Source organism: Actinosynnema sp. NPDC049800, from assembly GCF_040656635.1.
In the GTDB taxonomy this organism is placed as follows: Bacteria; Actinomycetota; Actinomycetes; order Mycobacteriales; family Pseudonocardiaceae; genus Actinosynnema.
The window spans coordinates 59,589-77,173 of sequence record NZ_JBFAMT010000044.1; the positions used below are offsets into that span (position 1 = coordinate 59,589).

General features: G+C 72.9%; 20 protein-coding genes. 3 read left to right on the forward strand and 17 right to left on the reverse strand.

Translation table 11 applies throughout. The annotated features are described in order from the left end of the window. Window positions 1-17: 17 nt before the first annotated feature. Entirely contained in the window at window positions 18-878 is an 861-nt protein-coding gene (locus AB0I91_RS33490; protein ID WP_499640549.1) for an alpha/beta fold hydrolase, read from the forward strand. A gap of 109 nt (window positions 879-987) precedes the next feature. Here the strand turns inward: AB0I91_RS33490 and AB0I91_RS33495 are convergent, their stop codons facing one another. Genes AB0I91_RS33495 through AB0I91_RS33560 form a run of 14 tightly spaced genes read right to left on the reverse strand, consistent with a single transcriptional unit; the run spans window position 988 to window position 13,744 of the window. Beyond that, window positions 988-1,362, reverse strand: a complete 375-nt coding sequence (locus AB0I91_RS33495; RefSeq protein ID WP_498777432.1) for a MerR family transcriptional regulator — start codon at window positions 1,360-1,362, stop codon at window positions 988-990. A 34-nt stretch (window positions 1,363-1,396) separates the two neighbouring features. Then, window positions 1,397-2,287 (reverse strand): carboxymuconolactone decarboxylase family protein, encoded by an 891-nt coding sequence (locus tag AB0I91_RS33500; RefSeq protein ID WP_499640551.1) that lies wholly within the window; start codon window positions 2,285-2,287, stop codon window positions 1,397-1,399. Between the two features lie 34 nt (window positions 2,288-2,321). Then, on the reverse strand, window positions 2,322-4,091 hold the full coding sequence (locus AB0I91_RS33505) for an acetyl/propionyl/methylcrotonyl-CoA carboxylase subunit alpha (protein ID WP_499640552.1): 1,770 nt from the start codon (window positions 4,089-4,091) through the stop codon (window positions 2,322-2,324). A 47-nt stretch (window positions 4,092-4,138) separates the two neighbouring features. Then, complete coding sequence (locus AB0I91_RS33510) at window positions 4,139-4,333, reverse strand: acyl-CoA carboxylase epsilon subunit (protein ID WP_498777425.1); 195 nt, start codon at window positions 4,331-4,333, stop codon at window positions 4,139-4,141. Between the two features lie 10 nt (window positions 4,334-4,343). Then, complete coding sequence (locus AB0I91_RS33515) at window positions 4,344-5,894, reverse strand: acyl-CoA carboxylase subunit beta (RefSeq protein WP_498777423.1); 1,551 nt, start codon at window positions 5,892-5,894, stop codon at window positions 4,344-4,346. 25 nt (window positions 5,895-5,919) lie between these two features. Continuing rightward, window positions 5,920-7,461, reverse strand: a complete 1,542-nt coding sequence (locus AB0I91_RS33520) for a class I adenylate-forming enzyme family protein (RefSeq protein WP_499640565.1) — start codon at window positions 7,459-7,461, stop codon at window positions 5,920-5,922. A 13-nt stretch (window positions 7,462-7,474) separates the two neighbouring features. Next, window positions 7,475-8,392: an MBL fold metallo-hydrolase gene (locus tag AB0I91_RS33525; protein WP_498777421.1), complete on the reverse strand. Its 918-nt coding sequence runs from the start codon at window positions 8,390-8,392 to the stop codon at window positions 7,475-7,477. 11 nt (window positions 8,393-8,403) lie between these two features. Continuing rightward, entirely contained in the window at window positions 8,404-9,306 is a 903-nt protein-coding gene (locus AB0I91_RS33530) for an aromatase/cyclase (protein ID WP_499640554.1), read from the reverse strand. Between the two features lie 14 nt (window positions 9,307-9,320). Further along, window positions 9,321-10,115: an SDR family NAD(P)-dependent oxidoreductase gene (locus AB0I91_RS33535; protein ID WP_498777417.1), complete on the reverse strand. Its 795-nt coding sequence runs from the start codon at window positions 10,113-10,115 to the stop codon at window positions 9,321-9,323. Next, on the reverse strand, window positions 10,105-10,353 hold the full coding sequence (locus AB0I91_RS33540) for an acyl carrier protein (protein WP_498777414.1): 249 nt from the start codon (window positions 10,351-10,353) through the stop codon (window positions 10,105-10,107). The genes AB0I91_RS33535 and AB0I91_RS33540 overlap by 11 nt, the downstream gene beginning before the upstream one ends. 11 nt (window positions 10,354-10,364) lie before the next feature. Further along, on the reverse strand, window positions 10,365-11,579 hold the full coding sequence (locus AB0I91_RS33545; protein ID WP_498777412.1) for a beta-ketoacyl synthase N-terminal-like domain-containing protein: 1,215 nt from the start codon (window positions 11,577-11,579) through the stop codon (window positions 10,365-10,367). Then, on the reverse strand, window positions 11,576-12,847 hold the full coding sequence (locus AB0I91_RS33550) for a beta-ketoacyl-[acyl-carrier-protein] synthase family protein (RefSeq protein ID WP_498777410.1): 1,272 nt from the start codon (window positions 12,845-12,847) through the stop codon (window positions 11,576-11,578). Before AB0I91_RS33550 ends, AB0I91_RS33545 begins: the two co-directional genes overlap by 4 nt. Before the next feature lie 37 nt (window positions 12,848-12,884). Next, window positions 12,885-13,298, reverse strand: a complete 414-nt coding sequence (locus tag AB0I91_RS33555; RefSeq protein ID WP_498777408.1) for a nuclear transport factor 2 family protein — start codon at window positions 13,296-13,298, stop codon at window positions 12,885-12,887. Next, on the reverse strand, window positions 13,286-13,744 hold the full coding sequence (locus AB0I91_RS33560; protein WP_499640556.1) for a nuclear transport factor 2 family protein: 459 nt from the start codon (window positions 13,742-13,744) through the stop codon (window positions 13,286-13,288). Before AB0I91_RS33560 ends, AB0I91_RS33555 begins: the two co-directional genes overlap by 13 nt. 579 nt (window positions 13,745-14,323) lie before the next feature. Between AB0I91_RS33560 and AB0I91_RS33565 the strand changes: the two genes are divergently transcribed. Then, entirely contained in the window at window positions 14,324-15,187 is an 864-nt protein-coding gene (locus AB0I91_RS33565; protein ID WP_499640558.1) for a helix-turn-helix domain-containing protein, read from the forward strand. 15 nt (window positions 15,188-15,202) lie between these two features. On the opposite strand, the gene AB0I91_RS33570 is transcribed toward AB0I91_RS33565, so the two are convergent. Together AB0I91_RS33570 and AB0I91_RS33575 are read right to left on the reverse strand one after the other, a co-directional pair. After that, window positions 15,203-15,667: an anthrone oxygenase family protein gene (locus tag AB0I91_RS33570; protein ID WP_498777402.1), complete on the reverse strand. Its 465-nt coding sequence runs from the start codon at window positions 15,665-15,667 to the stop codon at window positions 15,203-15,205. Window positions 15,668-15,701: 34 nt separating this feature from the next. Then, window positions 15,702-16,031 carry a hypothetical protein gene (locus AB0I91_RS33575; protein WP_498777400.1) on the reverse strand — a complete coding sequence of 110 codons (330 nt, stop codon included), beginning with the start codon at window positions 16,029-16,031 and terminating at the stop codon, window positions 15,702-15,704. 72 nt (window positions 16,032-16,103) lie between these two features. Between AB0I91_RS33575 and AB0I91_RS33580 the strand changes: the two genes are divergently transcribed. Next, window positions 16,104-16,556 (forward strand): MarR family transcriptional regulator, encoded by a 453-nt coding sequence (locus AB0I91_RS33580; RefSeq protein WP_499640560.1) that lies wholly within the window; start codon window positions 16,104-16,106, stop codon window positions 16,554-16,556. A gap of 178 nt (window positions 16,557-16,734) precedes the next feature. On the opposite strand, the gene AB0I91_RS33585 is transcribed toward AB0I91_RS33580, so the two are convergent. Further along, entirely contained in the window at window positions 16,735-17,301 is a 567-nt protein-coding gene (locus tag AB0I91_RS33585; RefSeq protein ID WP_499640562.1) for a hypothetical protein, read from the reverse strand. Window positions 17,302-17,585 lie beyond the last annotated feature (284 nt).

Genomic DNA, 17,585 nt, shown 5'->3' on the forward strand with positions numbered 1-17,585 from the left:
GCTTGCTACCGTGACGCATGCTTTCATTGCGCGCCAACGGTGTCGAGCTCGGTGTGGAGTGCTTCGGCCGTGAGGGTGATCCGCTGGTGCTGCTGGCCGGTAGCACGACGATGCTGTCCTGGCCGGACGCGTTGTGCGAGCGGGTGGCGGCGGGCGGGCGCCGGGTGGCGCGCTACGACCTGCGCGACTGCGGTGGCTCCACGACCGTCGACCCGGAGGCGCCCGGCTACACGCTCCGCGATCTCGCCGCGGACGCGGTGGCGCTCGTCGACGCGCTCGGGGCCACCACCGCGCACCTCGGCGGCATCGGCGTCGGCGGCATGGTCGCCCAGGTCGCCGCGCTCGACCACCCCGCGGCGTTCTCGGCGCTGACCCTGGTCGGCACGCGCCCGGTCGCGCCGGGCCCCGTCGACGAGGACCTGCCCGACCACGACCCGGCGGCGATGCGTGCGCTGTTCTCCCTGCCCAGACCCGACTGGAGCGACCCGGCGGCGGTCGCCGCGTACGGCGCCGAGCGGGCCGAGCTGCTCGGCGACGACCCGGAGCAGGCGCGCGCGACCGCCGCGCGGATCTGGGACCGGACACCGTCGAGCACCCCTGCCGCGCACGAGGCGAACCAGCTCGGGATGGTGTTCGCCCGACTCGACTGCGCGCCGCGGTGGCGCGAGCGGCTCGGCGACCTGACCGTGCCGACGCTGGTCGTGCACGGCCGCGAGAACCTGTTCTTCCCGGTCGGCAACGGCGAGGCGCTCGCCGCCGAGATCCCCGACGCCCGGTTGCTCGTCCTGCCCGGCACGGCCACGGCCCTCCCCGACACCGCCGCCGACCAGGTCGCCGCCGCGATGCTCGACCTGCCGACCGCTCGTCCGAAGGCGTGACCGCCGAACACCCCCGAGCACTGCCACTCCGCCGGACGGGCCGGCGCAGCACCCGAGGCGGCCACCGCCGGCTCGGAGTGCGCGGTGCCTGCCCGCCGATCCGCGCGGGTCAGTGGTCGCTCAGCGCCCGGTAGTGGTCGATCTTCGCGTCCAACGACGTCAGGCAGTCGGAGAGTTCGGCGATCCGCCTCCGGACCGCGTCGCGGTGCCGTTCCAGCAGCTCCAAGCGCTCCGGGACGGTCACGTCGCCCCGCCTGCGCAGCTCGGCGAAGCGCCGCATGTCCCGGATGGGCATGCCGGTGGTGCGCAGGCGGGTGAGGAAGCCGAGCCAGGCCAGGTCGGCGCTGCGGAAGCGACGCCGGCGGTCCGGGCCGCGGCCGACCGGGTCGAGCAGGCCGATCCGCTCGTAGTAGCGCAACGTGTGGGCGGTCAGGCCGGTGACCTCGACCGTTTCCGCGATGGACAGCACGCTCGTGTCGTTCACGCGGTCGACGGTAGGAGTTGGAGCGCGCTCGAAGTCAACCCGGCAGTTGCCCGAACACGTCCCTGGCCACGGTCACGGCGTTGAGCACGCGGGGGAAGCCGGCGTAGGGCACGACGTGGATCAGCGCCTCGACCACCTGGCCCCGGCTCAGCCCCACGCGCAGCGCGGCGCCCAGGTGCACCCGCAGCTGGGGTGCAGTGTCGCCGAACGCGGTCAGCGCGCCGATGGTCACCAGCTGCCGCTGCGGCGTCGTGAGCCACGGCCGGTGGTACACGTCGCCGAACGCGAACTCGACCACGTAGCGGCCGAGGTCGGGCGCGATGTCCCGCAACGACTCGATCACGTCCAGCCCGTGCTGCCCGTCGACCTCCACCAGGTTCTCCACGCCGCGCGCGTAGCGGTCCCGCTCGTCGGTCTGCACCGGCGGCTCGAACGCGATCCCCCGGTCGGCGAACACCTCCCGGGCGGCCTGCACCGCGTTGAGCGCCCTCGGGAAGCCCGTGAACGGGACGACGTGGATCAGCGCCTCCACGACCTCGACGGGGCTCAGCCCGACCCGGAGCGCCGCGTCGAGGTGGAACCGGAGCTGCGGCGCCGTGTCGCCCTGCGCGGCCAGGGCGCCGATGGTCACCAGCTGCCGCTGCCGCAGGTCCAGTCCCGGCCGGGCGTAGACGTCGCCGTAGGCGAACTCGACGACGTAGCGGCCGAGGTCCGGCGCGATGTCCGACAGCGACTCGACCACCTCGGCGCCGCGGTCGCCCGAGACCTGCCGCAGCACGGCCAGTCCCCTGGCGTACCGGCCGGAGGACGCCTCCGGCGCCGCTGATGCTCCCGGCGCGGTCGCCACCCCGGAGGCCCCGATCAGCGCTCCGGCGGCCAGCAGCGAACGTCGGTTGACGGCGGTGCCGTGATCTGACTTGGTCATGGCGGCGACGCTAGGTCTTCGCGCGCGCTCGAAGTCAACCCTCACCGCTCCCGAGTTGCGCCAGCACGGTCCCCTGGGTGACCGACGCACCCGGCTCCGCGGTCAGCCCGGTGATGACGCCGGCCTTGTGCGCGGTGACCGGGTTCTCCATCTTCATCGCCTCCAGCACCAGCACGAGGTCGCCGGCCTCGACCTGCTGCCCCTCGGACACCGCGACCTTCACCACCGTGCCCTGCATCGGCGCGACGATCGCGTCGCCGGACACGAGGGTCATGCCGCCGCCTCGCCGGCGCGCGGTCGGGCGGGGTTGGCCCGCGGGCGTCGCCGCCGGTGTCGCGCCGTCCACCAGCGCGGTGAAGTCGGCCGGCAGGGACACCTCGACGCGCCGGCCGTTCACCTCCACGGTCAGCCGCCGGCGCGGGAGTTCCTCGACGGTCGCCGGTTGGGCCTGCGGCTCGACCGGGTTGTGCCACTCGGTCTCGATCCACTTGGTGTGCACGTCGAAGGAACCCGGCCCCGCGAACGCCGGGTCGTCCACGACCTGGCGGTGGAAGGGCAGCACGGTGGCGATCCCCTCGACGTCGTACTCGCGCAGCGCGCGCCGCGCCCGCCGCAGGGCCTGCTCGCGGGTAGGACCCCACACGACGAGCTTGGCCAGCATCGAGTCGAACTGGCCGCCGATCACGCTGCCCGCGACGACGCCCGAGTCGACCCGGACGCCCGGACCGCCCGGCTCGCGGTAGCGGGTGATCCGGCCGGGCGTGGGCAGGAAACCCCGGCCGGCGTCCTCCCCGTTGATCCGGAACTCGAACGCGTGCCCGCGCGGCGCCGGGTCACCGGTCAGGTCGAGCGGGTGGCCCTCGGCGATGCGGAACTGCTCCAGCACCAGGTCGACGCCGGTGGTCTCCTCGGTGACCGGGTGCTCGACCTGCAACCGGGTGTTGACCTCCAGGAACGACACGGTCTCGCCCTGGACCAGGTACTCCACCGTGCCCGCCCCGGAGTACCCGGCCGCCAGGCAGATGGCCTTGGCCGAGTCGTGGACCAGTCGACGCTGCTCGTCGGTCAGGAACGGCGCCGGCGCCTCCTCGACCAGCTTCTGGTGCCGTCGTTGCAGCGAGCAGTCACGCGTGCCGAGCACGACGACGTTGCCGTGCCGGTCGGCCAGCACCTGGGCCTCCACGTGCCGCGCGCGGTCCAGGTACCGCTCGACGAAGCACTCGCCGCGGCCGAAGGCGGTGACCGCCTCGCGGGTCGCGGACTCGAACAGCTCCGGGATCTCGTCGAGGGACCGGGCGACCTTCAGACCCCGCCCGCCACCGCCGAACGCGGCCTTGATGGCGACCGGCAGGCCGTGCCGCTCGGCGAACTCGACGATCTCCCGCGCGTCGCCGACCGGACGCCCCGTGCCGGGGACGAGCGGTGCGCCCACGCGCTCCGCGATCCGCCGCGCGGTCACCTTGTCGCCCAGGTCCCGGATGGCCCGCGGGCTCGGCCCGATCCAGGTCAGGCCGGCGTCGAGGACGGACTGGGCGAAGTCCGCGTTCTCCGACAGGAAGCCGTAGCCGGGGTGGACCGCGTCGGCGCCGCACCGCCGTGCCACCTCCAGGATCCGGTCCCCCGACAGGTAGGACTCGGCCGCGGTCCGACCGCCCAGCGCGAACGCCTCGTCGGCCAGCGGCACGAACGGCGCGTCGGCGTCCGGTTCGGCGTACACCGCGACGGAGGCGATCCCCGCGTCGCGCGCCGCCCTGATCACCCGGATCGCGATCTCGCCCCGGTTGGCGATGAGAACCTTGTGCACCTGCGACTCCCTCTCTGTTGCTCGGGTCGGTCCGCTCGGGCCGACCGCTACCCGGCGTTGCGCCAACTGTTGGGCGGCACGAACACCGCGGCCCGCTCCGGGTACAGCCACCGGGGCGCGGCCAGGGGCCGCGCGTCGTCCGGTGGTCGCCGGGCGGCCAGGCACAGCACCGCCAGCAGGGCGCCCAGCTCGGGCTCGTCGAGCGTGCCGGACTCGATCCGCAGGACCGTCTCGTCGACCATGACCGCTCCCCTACAAAGGTGTGTTGCCGTGCTTGCGCAGCGGCAGGTCGGCGTGCTTGGAACGCAGCATCTCCAGGCCGCGGATGAGCACCGGTCGGGTGTCGGCCGGGTCGATCACGTCGTCGACGAGCCCGCGCTCGGCGGCGTAGGACAGGTGCATGAGCTCGGCGCGGTACAGGTCGATCTTCTGCTGCCGGACCGCCTCGCGGTCGCCGTTCGCGGCGGCGATGTCGCGCCGGAAGATGATGTCGACGGCCGCTTCCGGTCCCATGACGGCGATCTCGTTGCCCGGCCACGCCAGCACGAGGTCCGCGCCGATCGAGCGGGAGTCCATGACGATGTACGCGCCGCCGTAGGCCTTGCGCACGATCACCGACATGCGCGGCACCGTGGCGTTGCAGTAGGCGGCCAGCAGCTTCGCGCCGTGCCGGATGATGCCGTCGTGCTCCTGGCCGACACCGGGCAGGAAGCCGGGCACGTCCACGAACGTGACGATCGGGATGTTGAAGCAGTCGCAGGTCTGCACGAACCGCGCCGCCTTCTCCGACGCCGCGATGTCCAGAGCGCCGGCCAGCACGGACGGTTGGTTGGCCACCACGCCCACGACGTGACCGCCCAGCCGGGCGAACGCGCAGATGACGTTGGTCGCCCAGCCCTCCTGCACCTCCAGCACGAACCCGTCGTCGACGACCTCCTCGATCACCGCCCGCATGTCGTAGGGCCGGTTGCCGTCGGCGGGCACCAGCTCGTGGAGCCCCTCGGCGCGGCGGTCGACCGGGTCGGTCGACGGCCACGCGGGCGGTTGCTCCCGGTTGTTGGCGGGCAGCATCGACAGCAGCAGCCGGACGTCCTCCAGGCACGACCGCTCGTCGTCATAGGCGAAGTGCGCGACCCCGGAGAGCCGGTTGTGCACGTCCGCGCCGCCGAGCTCGTCCATGGTGACCCGCTCGCCGGTCACCGTCGCCACCACGTCCGGCCCGGTGAGGAACATCTGGGAGATGCCGCGGACCATGAACGTGAAGTCGGTCAGCGCCGGGCTGTACGCGGCGCCGCCGGCGCACGGACCGAGCATCACGCTGATCTGCGGGATGACGCCGGACGCCTTGGCGTTGCGCCGGAAGATCCCGCCGAACCCGGCGAGCGCCGTGACGCCTTCGTGGATGCGGGCGCCCGCGCTGTCGTTGAGCGACACCAGCGGCGCGCCGGCCGCCACCGCGAGGTCCATCACCTTGTGGATCTTCTCCGCGTGCGCCTCGCCGACCGCGCCGCCCAGGATGCGGAAGTCCTGGGCGTAGACGAAGACCGTCCGCCCGAGCACGGTGCCCCAGCCGGTCACCACGCCGTCGGACAGCGGGCGGTGGTCCGCCCGGCCCAGCCCGGCGTGCCGGGCCCGGCGCAGGCCCTCGACCTCCTGGAACGACCCCTCGTCGAGCAGCAGCGCGATCCGCTCGCGGGCGGTCAGCTTGCCCTTGTCCCGCTGCCGCCGTGCGGCTTCGTCGTCGTCGTCGTCGAGCAGTGCGCGCTTCAGCTCGACGACCTTCTCCAGCGCGTCGTGCGCCATGCTTCCCCCCTCTTGGTGACCGCCGTCAGGCGGGCAACCGCTTCTGCTGTGCGAGTGCGACGAGCGCCGCCTTGTCGGCCTTCCCGTTGGCCAGGCGGGGCAGGGACTCGACCACGGTCAGGACGTCGAGGTCCGCGGTGGGCAGGTCCGGTGCGCTGTCGGTGGCAGTCCGGACGAACCCGGCGAGCCGGGCCGGGCCGCCGTCGGTCGCGGGCACCCCCACCACGGCGCACTCCACCACGTCCGGGTGGGCTTCGAGCGCCCGGCGGACCGACGACGGCGAGACGACCTCGCCGCCCCGGCGGACCAGGTCGCCGATGTGGTCGACCACGGTCAGCAGGCCGTCCGGGGACAGCGAGCCGTAGTCGCCGGTCGGGAACCAGCCGGGCGCCACCGGGGTCACGCCCGAGCCGTCGAGGTAGCCCTGCATGACGCTCGGGCCCGCGACCCAGATCTGCCCGGCCACCCCCGTCGGCACCGGCTCCGCGGTCGGGTCGTCCAGCGCCGCGATCCGGACCGCGACGTCCCGCACGGGCGCGCCCACCGAGCCGACCCGGTCGTAGCCGGCGCGTTCGGTGCTGACCAGCGACGTGGTCTCGGACAGCCCGTAGCCCTGCCGGCACGGGATGCCCAGCGTGGCGCCGATCCGGGTGGCCGCCTTCTCCGCCAGCGCGGTGCTCCCGGAGCCGACCATGCGCAGGTGCCGGACCCGCGTCGAGCCGAACGCCGGGTCGGCCGCCAGCTGCTCCAGCCGCACCGGCAGGGAGTACAGGTGGGTCGCCCGCGCCTCGTCGGCGGCGAGCACCGAGTCGAGCACGCGCCGGTGGCCGACCAGGACCTGCCGGACGCCGGCCAGCACCGACGCGTTCATGTGCATCGGGTAGAAGATCGGCCTGCTGTGCGCGAGCCCGCCCGAGGCGGCGAGCCCGTGGGCGTCGGCGAGCTGGGCGGCGTTGGTCAGGACGTTGCGGTGGCTGTAGGCGACCGCCTTCGCCCGGCCGGTCGACCCGCTGGTGAACATCAGCGCGGCGGTGTCGTCCGGCAGCACCGGCGCCGCGCCGGTCCGCAGCCGGAGCAGCCGGCCGAACTCGACCCGGACCTCCTCCCGGACCAGGTCTAGCATCCCCTGCTCGGCCAGCTTGGCGCGCAGGGCGTCCGACCCGGCCTCGGACACCAGCACGGCCGAGGGCATCGCCAGCCGCAGCACGTGGGCCACGGCCGGCGCGGGCAGCAGCGGGTTGATCGGCGCGACGACGTTGCCGCTGCGGATCGCCCCGTAGTAGTAGGCCGGGAACACCGGGTCGAGGTCGGCCACCAGGCCGACCACCCCGCGCCCCGGTGCGGCCGCGCCCAGCGCCCTGGCCACCGACGAGGCCACGTCGTCCCAGTCCCGGAAGGTCAGCGCGTCCGCGCCGACCTGCACCGCCGGCCGGTCGGCGCCGGCGCGGACGGCCTCGGTCAGCAAGGTGTCCACCGCGGCGGGCCGCGGGTCGGCCAGCGGCCCGGCCGCCACCCAGGACCGCCCGGCTTCCGGCCAGCGCATCGTGTCGTCCATGACGTCCCCCATCACCAGTTCGTCCTCATGCGAAGCACTCCGGCAACCCGCCGTTGAGCGCGACCATCTCCGCGAACACCGCGACGACGTCCAGCGGCGCGCCCGGCGCGGCGCCGTCGAGTTCGGCGTAGGCGCGGTGCAGGTTCGCGACCAGCCGTTCCGGCTCGCCCCACCGGGCGAACTCGTCCGGGTCCGCCCGCTGCGCGGCCTCGGCGGGGGTCAGGCCCTCGCGCCGCCCGGCCGTCGCGACCCCGTCCAGCCAGTCCAGGTACCGCTCGGTGTCGTCCAGCAGCCCGGCGCCGCCGACCGGTCCGTGGCCCGGCACGACCACCCTGGGCCGCAGGTCCCGCAGCGACGCGACCGCGGCGCGCATCCCGGACACGGACCCCATCAGCAGGAACGGGGTGCGGCCCGACATGATCACGTCACCGGCGAACAGCACGCGTTGCTCGGGCAGCCACACGACCGTGTCGCCGCGGGTGTGCGCCGGCCCGACGTGGAACAGCTCGACCGTGCGGCGGCCGTCGTGCAGGACGAGCCGGTCCTCGTAGGTGCAGTCGGGCAGCCGCACGGCGGGCTCCCCCCACCGGACGTCCGGCCACAGGCCGGTCAGCCCCAGGCCGCTCGCCGCCATCTCCCGGGCGGCCTCCACGTGCGCGAGGACCCTGGTGCCCGCCGGGAAGCGGCACCCGCCGAAGACGTGGTCACCGTGGAAGTGCGTGATGACCAGGTGGTCGATCGGCTGCGGGGCCAGGGCCCGGACCGCGGCGAGCTGCGCCTCGGTCCGGTCCCGGGTGGCGCACGTGTCGATCACGGTGGTGCCCTCCGCCCCCACGAGGACACCGCTGTTGTTGACGCACCAGCCGCCGTGCTCCTGCAGGTAGGCGAACACCCCCGGCGCGAGCTCCACCGGCGTCGGCGCGGGTGGCAGGTCGATCCGCACGCGTGACACGGTCAGACCCCCTCCAGCAGCGACTTGGCGATCAGCATCGTGGCCATGCTGTTGGCGCTGAGCGCGTCGCGCGCCTTGGCCAGGTTCGCCGCGGTGCTCGCCTGGTCGCGGGCGACCTCAGGGCGCAGCCGGATGGTGTGCTCGGAGGTGAGCACGGTCTCGCCCTGCCCGGCTCGGATGGTCCAGTTGCCCAGGTGCAGGTCGAGCAGCGGCGGCAGGTCGAGCTGCTTGTAGCCGATGCGGCCGGTGCCCTCCGTGATCCGGATGGACATCGTCTCGTGCTCGCCCACCTTGGACAGCGTCGTCATCCGCAGCGACTGGACGTCGTGCGTGCCGTAGTCGTCCAGCCGCACGGCCGCGACGTGCGGCAGCCGGTCGGTCCAGTGCTCGGCCTCCCACAGGAACGCGTGCACCGCGTCCGCCCCGGCGGCGATCCGGACCGAGTCGGAGAACGTCCGGACCTCGCCCCCGCCCCGCTCGGCGACGGCCTTGACGTTGGCCAGTTCGGTCCGGCTGTTCTCGTCGGTGACCTTCTCGATCCAGGCGAGCGCCTCGGGGTCGTCGTCGACCGCCGAGAACGTGTGCAGCAGCCGGAGGTGGGTCCGCCCGGGGCCGTCCTCCTCGACGACCCAGGTGCCGCTCATGGTGGCGATCGGCGGCGCGGGCACCGCTTGGCGGAAGGTGATCCGGTGCGCCACGGGGTCGAGCTCGCGCACCGAGGTCCACGATTTCACCTCCTCGCCCGCGCTCGCCCAGATCCGGAAGGTCTCCGTCGTGCCGCGGCGCTCGACGTGCGTGACCTGGATGGTCGGTTCGAACAGCTCGGGCCAGCGCTCGGCGTGGGCGAGCAGGGCGTAGACGTCGCGGGGATCGGCGTCGATCGTGATGTCGTGCGTGGTGTCCATTGCGTGCCCTCGCGTCAGTAGTTGCCCAGCCCGCCGCAGACGTTGAGCGCCTGCGCGGTGATGGAGGCGGCCAGTGGGGTGGTGAGGTACTCGACGAGGCCCGCGACCTCGTCCGGCGTGCTGTAGCGGCCCAGCGGGATCTTGGCCTCGAACTTGGTCAGCACGTCGGCCGCGGACACGTCCCAGATCCGGGCGTAGTTCTCCCGGACGTGTTGCGCCATCGGGGTTTCCACGTAGCCGGGGCAGACCGCGTTGACCGTGATGCCGGTGCCGGCCAGCTCCAGGCCGAGGGCCTTGGTGAAGCCGACCACGCCGTGCTTCGAGGCGCTGTAGGGCGCGCCCAGGACGACGCCCTGCTTGCCGCCCGTCGAGGCGATGTTGATGATCTGGGCGGCCTCGCGCGTGGTCATCCCGCCGGTCGTCAGCACGTGCCGCGACATCAGGAAGACGCTGCGCAGGTTGGTGTTGACGACGTTGTCCCACAGCTCGGTCGACAGGCCGCTGGTGACGCCCCCGCCGGGGATGCCCGCGTTGTTCACCAGGGTCGTGACCGGGCCGAACGCCGCGACGCCCGCGGCCACGAAGGACTCGACCTGCGACTCGTGCCGCACGTCGCACGACTGGCCGTCGGCGGTGATGCCGAGCTCGGCGAGGTCGGCGACGGTCTCCTTGACCCGCCGCGCGTCGCGGGCGCCGAGGAACACCCGGTAGCCGGCCGCGCCCAGCCGCTTGGCGATGGCCAGGCCGATCCCGCTCGTGCCGCCGGAGATCAGCGCGACCCGGTCGTCGGTGGTGTGCTCAGGCAGCATCGCGCTCCTCCTCGATCACGTCGAGCAGGGCGGCCGGGGTCTTGGCGTGTTCCAGGACGTCGTCGTCGAGCTGGACCCCGTGCTCGCGCTTGAGGACGTTCAGCACCTCCAGCAGCGCGATGGAGTCGAAGCCGATGTCGTCGAAGGAGGTGTCCGGGTCGACGTGGGTCGCGAGGTCGAAGGTCTCGTCCTCGCCCGCCACCTCGCGGAGCACCGCGGTCAGGGTGTCGATGTTCATTGCGTTCTCCCTCAGTCGGAGTCGAGTTCGGTGTGCGGCTTCGTCAGCACCATCGCCGAGTTGAAGCCGCCGCGGCCCCTGGCGAGCACCAGGGCCGTGTGGACCCGGCCCGCGGCCGGGTGGTCGACGACGTGCAGCGCGCTCGCCGCCTCGGAGAGCTCGTAGCGCGGTGTGGGTGGGACGACCTGCTTGGCGATCGCCAGGCACGCCGTCGCGACGTCGAGCGCGCTGCCCGCGCAGCCGAGCCGGCCGATGCCGGTCTTCGGCACGGTCACCGGGACGCCTCCCGGGCCGAACACGGCGGTGATCGCCCGCGCTTCGCGGTCGTCCATCTCGCGGGTGCCGAACCCGTCGGCGAACACCACGTCGACGTCGCCCGCGTCCACCTCGGCGTCGTCCAGCGCGACGCGGATCGCGCGCTCCAGGCCGCGGCCGTCCCGCGCCACACCGTCGAAAGTGGACGCGAAGCCCGCGATCGCGGCGTAGGCCGCGCGGGAACCGGTGCGGTCGGGCCGTTCCACGGTCATGATCGCCCCGCCCTCGCCGGACACGAAGCCGTCGGCGTGCGGCGAGAACGGCCGGTACGCCGTGCGCGGGTCGGGGTCGGTCGCCATGAGCCCGGCGCTGGTGTAGGCCGACCAGCCCCACGGGCAGAGGTTGGTGTCCACGGCGCCGGCGAGCACGAGCTCGCAGTCGTGCCGCAGCTGCCGCCGCGCCTGGCCGACCGCCTCCATGCCACCGGTGTCGTCGGTGACCAGCGCGCGGGCGGCTCCCCGCAGGTTGTGCCGGATGGAGATCTGGCCGGTGTTGACCGCGTAGAACCAGGCGAACGACTGGTACGCGCTCACGTGGGCCGGGCCGCGCGACCACAGCGCCTGCATCTCCTTCTGCGCGAACTCGAACCCGCCGCCGTTGTTCGCGGTCACCACCGCCGAGGCGTGCTCGGCGTAGGCGCCGTCCGGGATCGCCGCGTCGTCGAGCGCGTCGCGGGTCGCGACCAGCGCGAACTGGGTGACGCGGTCGGTCTGCGGCAGCAGCCGGGCGGGCAGGTGGTCCCTCGGGTCGAACCCGGGGTGCTCCCCGGCGATCCCGGTGGCGTACCGGCCGCCGTCGAACCGGGTGATCGGGCCGATCGCGTTGGCCGACTCGAGCAGCGCGCTCCAGTACGGGTCGACGCCGATGCCGAACGGCGTGACGACGCCCAGGCCGGTGATGTGCGGTCTCATCGCGTCGCACCCGCCTTCGAGATGATCATGGCGCTCTGGAACCCGCCGAACCCGCTGCCCACGCTGAGCACGTGCTCCGGGGCCGCTTCCCGCGCGTGGACCGGGACGTAGTCGAGGTCGCACTCGGGGTCGCGCTCGGTCCAGTTGGCGGTGGGCGGCAGCAGCCGGTGCTGCAGGGCCAGCAGGCAGGCCGCGATCTCGATGGAGCCGATCGCGCCCAGCGAGTGGCCGACCATGGACTTGATCGAGCTGACCGGGGTGCGGTAGGCGTGCTCGCCGAGCGCGAGCTTGAACGCCGCGGTCTCGTGCCGGTCGTTCTGCTTGGTGCCCGACCCGTGCGCGTTGACGTACCCGATGTCGGTGGGCGCGAGGCCCGCCTGGTCCAGGGCCGCGGTGATCGCCGCCGCCATCTCCACGCCGTCCGGCCGCAACCCGGTCATGTGGTAGGCGTTGCACCGGCTCGCGAAGCCCGAGAGCTCGCCGTAGATCGGCGCGCCCCGCCGCCGGGCCGACTCCAGCTCCTCGATGACGAACATCGCCGCGCCCTCGCCGAGCACGAACCCGTTGCGGCTCTTGTCGAAGGGCCGCAACGCCCGTTCCGGCTCGTCGAGCCGCGGCGTCGTCGCCTTGATCGCGTCGAAGCAGGCGATCGTGATGGGCGAGATCGGCGCGTCGGACGCGCCGCACACGGCCCGGTCGACCGTGCCCTCCCGCACGAGCTCGACCGCGTGCGCCACGGCGTCGAGCCCGGAGGTGCACCCGCTGGACACCACCGAGACCGGCCCTTCCGCGCCGACCTCGACGGCCAGCTCGGCGGCGATGGAGCTGGGGATGTAGTAGTCGTAGTAGTGCGGGCTCGCCAGGGACTCGTCCACTTCCCAGGCGGTGCCGCGCCCGCTCATCCGCACGTACTCGGACTCCAGGGCCGGGGTCGACCCGACCGCGGTCCCGACCACGACGCCGGTCCGCCCCGGGTCGCCCTGGCCCAGGTCGATCCCGCTGTCCTCGATCGCCTCCCGCAGGGCGACCAGCGCGAACTGCCCGACCCGGTCCAGCCGCGCCACCTCGGCGGCGCTCAGGCCGCACGACGCCGGGTCGAAGTCGACCTCGGCCGCGACCCGCGACCGGAACGGCGTCGGATCGACCAACGTCATGATCCGGGTGGCGGTGCGCCCCTCGGAGATCAGGTTCCAGAAGTTCTTCCGCCCTGGTGCGCCCGGCGCCACCACACCGATGCCGGACACCACGACCCTTCGAGTGCTCGTCATGCTCAACCCCACGTCCCCCCTTGAGATCAACGATTCGTCAGTTCGGCTTCGCGGTCCGCGACACGACCCGGTGCCCCGCGTTCCCCTCGACCCGGAGCACGTCCGCGAACTCGATCACCCCGGAGACGCGCGAGCCCTGGCCCACGACGGACTCCACGGTCAGCACCGTGCCCCGCACCCGGAGGCCGTCGCCGGTCGGCGTGATCGCGCAGTTCGACATGAAGTGCCGCTGCACGGCGCCGCGCGCGGACCTGGCGTCCCGGAGGACCCGGCTGTGCTCGACGATCCGGGCACGTCCCCGCAGCGTCCGCAGACCGTCGATCACGAACTCGGCGTCCGCGGCGAACGTGTCGCCGTAGGCGTCGAAGTCGCCGCGGTCGAGCGCGTGGACCTGCTCGGCGTAGAACCGCTCGACCGCGCTCCGGTCGTCCCCGCCCATCAGGACCGCCACGGCTTGTCGTCGCGGGTCACCTTGCGGGCCCGGACCTGCCAGCGGTCGTCGCGCCGCACCAGGACGTCCTCGCACAGCGTGCTGGCGTAGACGACGGGCGGCGTGCCCGCGCCGCTCTCCACGACGAGGACGTAACTGCTCGCCCGCGCCAGCGTCGCGGTGCGCGGCACGACCCGCAGCATCGACACCAGGTGCCGGTGGGTGATGCCGTCGCGGGCCCGCTGCTCGACGCCGGCCGCGGCCGCCGCCTCGATCGCGGCGCGCCCGTGCACGAGCCCGTCGAATCCGCTCGCCGCGAAGGACGCTTCGGGCACGAAATCCGCGGCGAACGCGGCCGTGTCGCCCCGGTCGAGGGCGCCCAGGTGGTTCACGTAGAACCGGGACAGTTCCTCGTGCAGCGACACTTCCGCCCGGACGGGCGGTCGGATCATTTTCAAGGTCGTCATGAGCCACCGGATTCAGTCGTCGGTCGTTCGTGGCGGTAAGCCGGAGTGCCGGCTCGTCAATGTTGTCGGCGACGTTATGGCGCGGTGTCCGGCGGCGGCAATCGACTTGCACTGGAGTTCGTCAATCCTGCACTCCTGTTCACCCCGCGTATCGCGTCCCGGGCACCGAGAGGAGTCGACGCAGGTGGGAGGCCTGTGCGGGCACGCGCGCGCGGGCCCGCACGAGGAGGTGGCGATCTTTGCCGACGGCCGCGCGAAGTGCGGTCAGCGGCCGTTCCGAATAATTCTCATTATCTGCCGAGGCCGTCCGGACCACGACGGCCGGCGCACCGGAAACCGATCTTGGCGCAGTTCTCCGGTTCACCCGCGCTCGTCGCCCGTCCGCGGTTACCATGACCTGGTCCGATGCCACAGCGACACTGGTGCGGGGAGGTACCAATGCGCGAGGGAGCTTCTGGGGGGCAGGTCCCGGCGGAGCGTTCAAGATTCATCAGGATTCACAACCGGAACGCGGATCCGACCGACCGGCTCGACTATTGGAATGAGCTGACCGAGAGCACGCGGTACGGCAAGAGCGGGATGCCGTTGATTGTGGCCGACCCGACTTTCCAGGCCGATTACACCGGGCACTGGGTCGGCGAGGCGGGCGTGGTGGCCGGCCGGATGGACGCCGGCGCGTTCCTGGTCGACCGCGGCCGGGCGGACGGCATCGACGGCGGTCGCGTGCAGCTCATCCTCTCGGGCAGCAACGGGGCGCGGATCGACGCGCGGGGCTCCGCGCACGAGATCGGCCCCGGCTCGCTCTACCTCCAGTTCCACGACGAGCCGCGGCGCGTCCTGTGGGACAAGCCGGACCGGCAGCTGATCGTGGACATCGACTCGTCGCGGCTGACCGTGGACGTCGAGGTGCTCCGGCGGGCGATGTTCTCGCCGCTGCCCGTCGACCGGGACCTGGTGGACCTGTTCGTCCAGTCCGCGACCAGGATCCTCCACACACCGCGTTGCGCGACCCCGGCGGCCGGGCCGTTCCTGGTCAGCCTGGTCGAGCTGCTGGTGCGCGGCGCGCTGGGCGACGACGTCGAGCTGACGGAGACCGGGCCCGCGCTCCGGGGCCGGGCACTGGCCGTCATGCGGGAGAACCTCTCGCGCACCGACCTCAGCGCGGAGGACGTGGCGGCGGCCCTGAACATCTCGCGCCGCAGCCTGTTCCAGCTCTTCGACGACGGGACACCGCCCATGACGGTGCTCCGCCGGATGCGCATCGCGCGCGCCCAGGAGATCCTCGGCGACGGCAGGCGGGACGACCTGACCATCGCGCAGGTCTCCCGGTTGTGCGGCTTCGGCACCTCGCGCGGGTTCAACAACGCGTTCCTGCGGGAAGCCGGCCAGCGCCCCACCGACTACCGCCGCAACCGCAGCGCGCCGTCGACCACCGAACCCTGAACCGCCCCGACCGGACTACCTCAGCTGCGCGACCGGCACGACGGCCGCCGCGGCGAACCCGGCCGCGGCCACGACCGTCCTGATCAGGTGGAAGCGGCGCCAGCTGTCGCGGTGCGCGGCCCACGAGTCCGGGATCGACCCGACCCAGCTGTCCGCCAGCACGTTCAGCGGCACCAGTGTCGTGACCGTGATGACGATGCCGGCCAGCATCGCCACCGCGGCGAGGATGCCGGCGACGAGCACGGTCGCGTCCTTCCGGTAGCTGAGCACCGCGACCGCGCTCGACGCCAGCATCCCCACCACGAACAGCGGCGGCATGAACCGCCCGTAGTCCCGGTTCACCGCCTGCCAGTACGACACGTAGGCGCTCGGACTCATGGTGGCGACGCCCGGGTTGAACGCGATGCCGAAGCACAACCCGGCGTACAGCCCGGTGGCGAGCAACGACAGCACGATGGAGATCGCGTAGACCGACTTCACCCCGGGCACCTTCCTCTCGGACCCGTCCAGTGCACTACAGGATGGCGATCCCGGCGACCGCATGGATCACCGCCAGCACCGCGCCGCCGCCCATCAGCCCCTTCTCCTTGCGCCAGACGCCGATGGCGACGTCGATCAGCTGGATCGCGGCGGCGACGAAGAGCAACCAGGCGACCCCGGCGCCCCGTTCGAACCAGGGCAGGACCGCGGCGACGAGCCCGAGCGGCACGGCGCGCGCCGCGTACATGTAGGCGAAGAACCGCTCGGCGGCCTCGACGGTCGTCGAGCCGCTCATCGACGCCGGCCGGGCTCCGGCCGCTGCGGCGAACCCCACGCTGAGCAGCGCGGCCAGTGTGTTCAACACGAGTAGGACGGTCATTGTGTCACCCCTGAACTGTGTACTCACTCAACTGTTGAGTGATGCTACAGTACCGGTATGGAAGCGACAACGCACCCGGAAGAGCGACTCTCCGACTCGCTGGCGTTCCGGCTGACCGTGCTCGGCGCGGTCGTGCAGAAGGAGTTCGCGCTGCACCTGAAGGAGGCGGGGCTGACACCGAAGCACCTCGGCGTGCTCGACGTCGTCGACCGCGGGTTGGCCCGGACCCAGGACGACGTCGCCACGCTCATGCAGGTCACGCCCGGCATGGTCGTCCGCCTGGTCGATCACCTGGAGCAGCGCGAACTGCTCCGGCGCCGGCGGGACCCGATCAACCGGCGGCGGCACATCCTCACCGTCACCGAGGGCGGCGCCAAGGTCCTGGCCGAGGGCGCCGCCTTCGCCGCGACGGTGGACGCCCGCCTGGTCGCCACCACCGGTCGGATCCTGGCCGGTCGCCTCGACGAGGCCCTCACCGCCCTCATGTGCCCCCTCACCGGCGAAGGATGACGCCGGTGAGGGGGCGCCAGGCGGCCCGCTCCACGAGGAACGCGGCCGGGCGTGATCCGAGCCGCGTGACGTTCGACAGCCGCCATTTCTCGGCGGTCGTCAATAACGAGCAATCACCGGAACGCGCTGTCAGGCGGACCGGTCGAATCGAGTTCCGGCCGCGTGCGACAAAACCGCGTCAGGCCAATTGGGTGATGACGATGTCGGCGGGGCCGCCGGAACCGGTGACGCCTTCCGGCGTGAGGCACTGCTGCGGCGTGGTGTTGAGCACCACCGCGTTCATGACGACCAGGGCTCCGGCGAACCGGCCGGCGGTCACCCTGCCCTGGTACACGACGACCGTCTCGTTGGCCGGACGCAGCACCACCACGCCGGCGGCGGCCACCGTGGTCGTCTCGCCGGTGTTCCAGGTGATGGTCACCGTGATGGAGACGCTCCCGGCCAGGCAGGAGATCAGGCCGGTCACCACGACCCGGTACCCGCCGGACGTGATCGCCGGCGACCCGCTGGACACGCACGGGCCGTAGTCCGCGCGCGAGGTGATCGTGACGGGCCTGATCTGCGCGGTCACCCCGGGCTCGTAGGTGTTGGCGCCGCTGCCCACGCACGACAGCAGCTCCGCGTCCGCGGCCTGCGCCGCGGGCACGGCGGCCACCAACCCGGCCGCGGCCGTCACCGCGACGACAAGACCCGCGACGGAACGCCGCAGCGCCGACCACGTATTCCTGATCCGACTCGTCCGCATCGGGGCGCCTCCGCGAATCCGCAACGGCAAAGGAATCGCCACTGTAACTCCGCCGCACCGCGCCATGAAGGTGAATTCAGATGCCACTTTCCGTGGGTGTCGCGAGCGGTGAAGCCGCAGATTTCGTTGTCCACGCCATCACGGCGAAGCGACACCTCGGCACCGGAGAGGCGGATTCGGCGCCCGGCCGGGTCCTCACCCGGCCCGGCGCCGCGGGGTGAGCGCCGGGGGGGGACCGGGTTGGGCGCGGCCTGCGGGGCGAGATGGGCCCAGTCGGCGTTGGG

Bases quoted from the DNA above. Each gene is read 5' to 3' on its own strand.
- AB0I91_RS33490 (WP_499640549.1), top strand. From the start codon at position 18: ATGCTTTCATTGCGCGCCAACGGTGTCGAGCTCGGTGTGGAGTGCTTC.
- AB0I91_RS33500 (WP_499640551.1), bottom strand. From the start codon at position 2,287: ATGACCAAGTCAGATCACGGCACCGCCGTCAACCGACGTTCGCTGCTG.
- AB0I91_RS33510 (WP_498777425.1), bottom strand. From the start codon at position 4,333: ATGGTCGACGAGACGGTCCTGCGGATCGAGTCCGGCACGCTCGACGAG.
- AB0I91_RS33515 (WP_498777423.1), bottom strand. From the start codon at position 5,894: ATGGCGCACGACGCGCTGGAGAAGGTCGTCGAGCTGAAGCGCGCACTG.
- AB0I91_RS33520 (WP_499640565.1), bottom strand. From the start codon at position 7,461: ATGGGGGACGTCATGGACGACACGATGCGCTGGCCGGAAGCCGGGCGG.
- AB0I91_RS33530 (WP_499640554.1), bottom strand. From the start codon at position 9,306: ATGGACACCACGCACGACATCACGATCGACGCCGATCCCCGCGACGTC.
- AB0I91_RS33535 (WP_498777417.1), bottom strand. From the start codon at position 10,115: ATGCTGCCTGAGCACACCACCGACGACCGGGTCGCGCTGATCTCCGGC.
- AB0I91_RS33540 (WP_498777414.1), bottom strand. From the start codon at position 10,353: ATGAACATCGACACCCTGACCGCGGTGCTCCGCGAGGTGGCGGGCGAG.
- AB0I91_RS33545 (WP_498777412.1), bottom strand. From the start codon at position 11,579: ATGAGACCGCACATCACCGGCCTGGGCGTCGTCACGCCGTTCGGCATC.
- AB0I91_RS33550 (WP_498777410.1), bottom strand. From the start codon at position 12,847: ATGACGAGCACTCGAAGGGTCGTGGTGTCCGGCATCGGTGTGGTGGCG.
- AB0I91_RS33560 (WP_499640556.1), bottom strand. From the start codon at position 13,744: ATGACGACCTTGAAAATGATCCGACCGCCCGTCCGGGCGGAAGTGTCG.
- AB0I91_RS33565 (WP_499640558.1), top strand. From the start codon at position 14,324: ATGCCGTTGATTGTGGCCGACCCGACTTTCCAGGCCGATTACACCGGG.
- AB0I91_RS33580 (WP_499640560.1), top strand. From the start codon at position 16,104: ATGGAAGCGACAACGCACCCGGAAGAGCGACTCTCCGACTCGCTGGCG.
- AB0I91_RS33585 (WP_499640562.1), bottom strand. From the start codon at position 17,301: ATGCGGACGAGTCGGATCAGGAATACGTGGTCGGCGCTGCGGCGTTCC.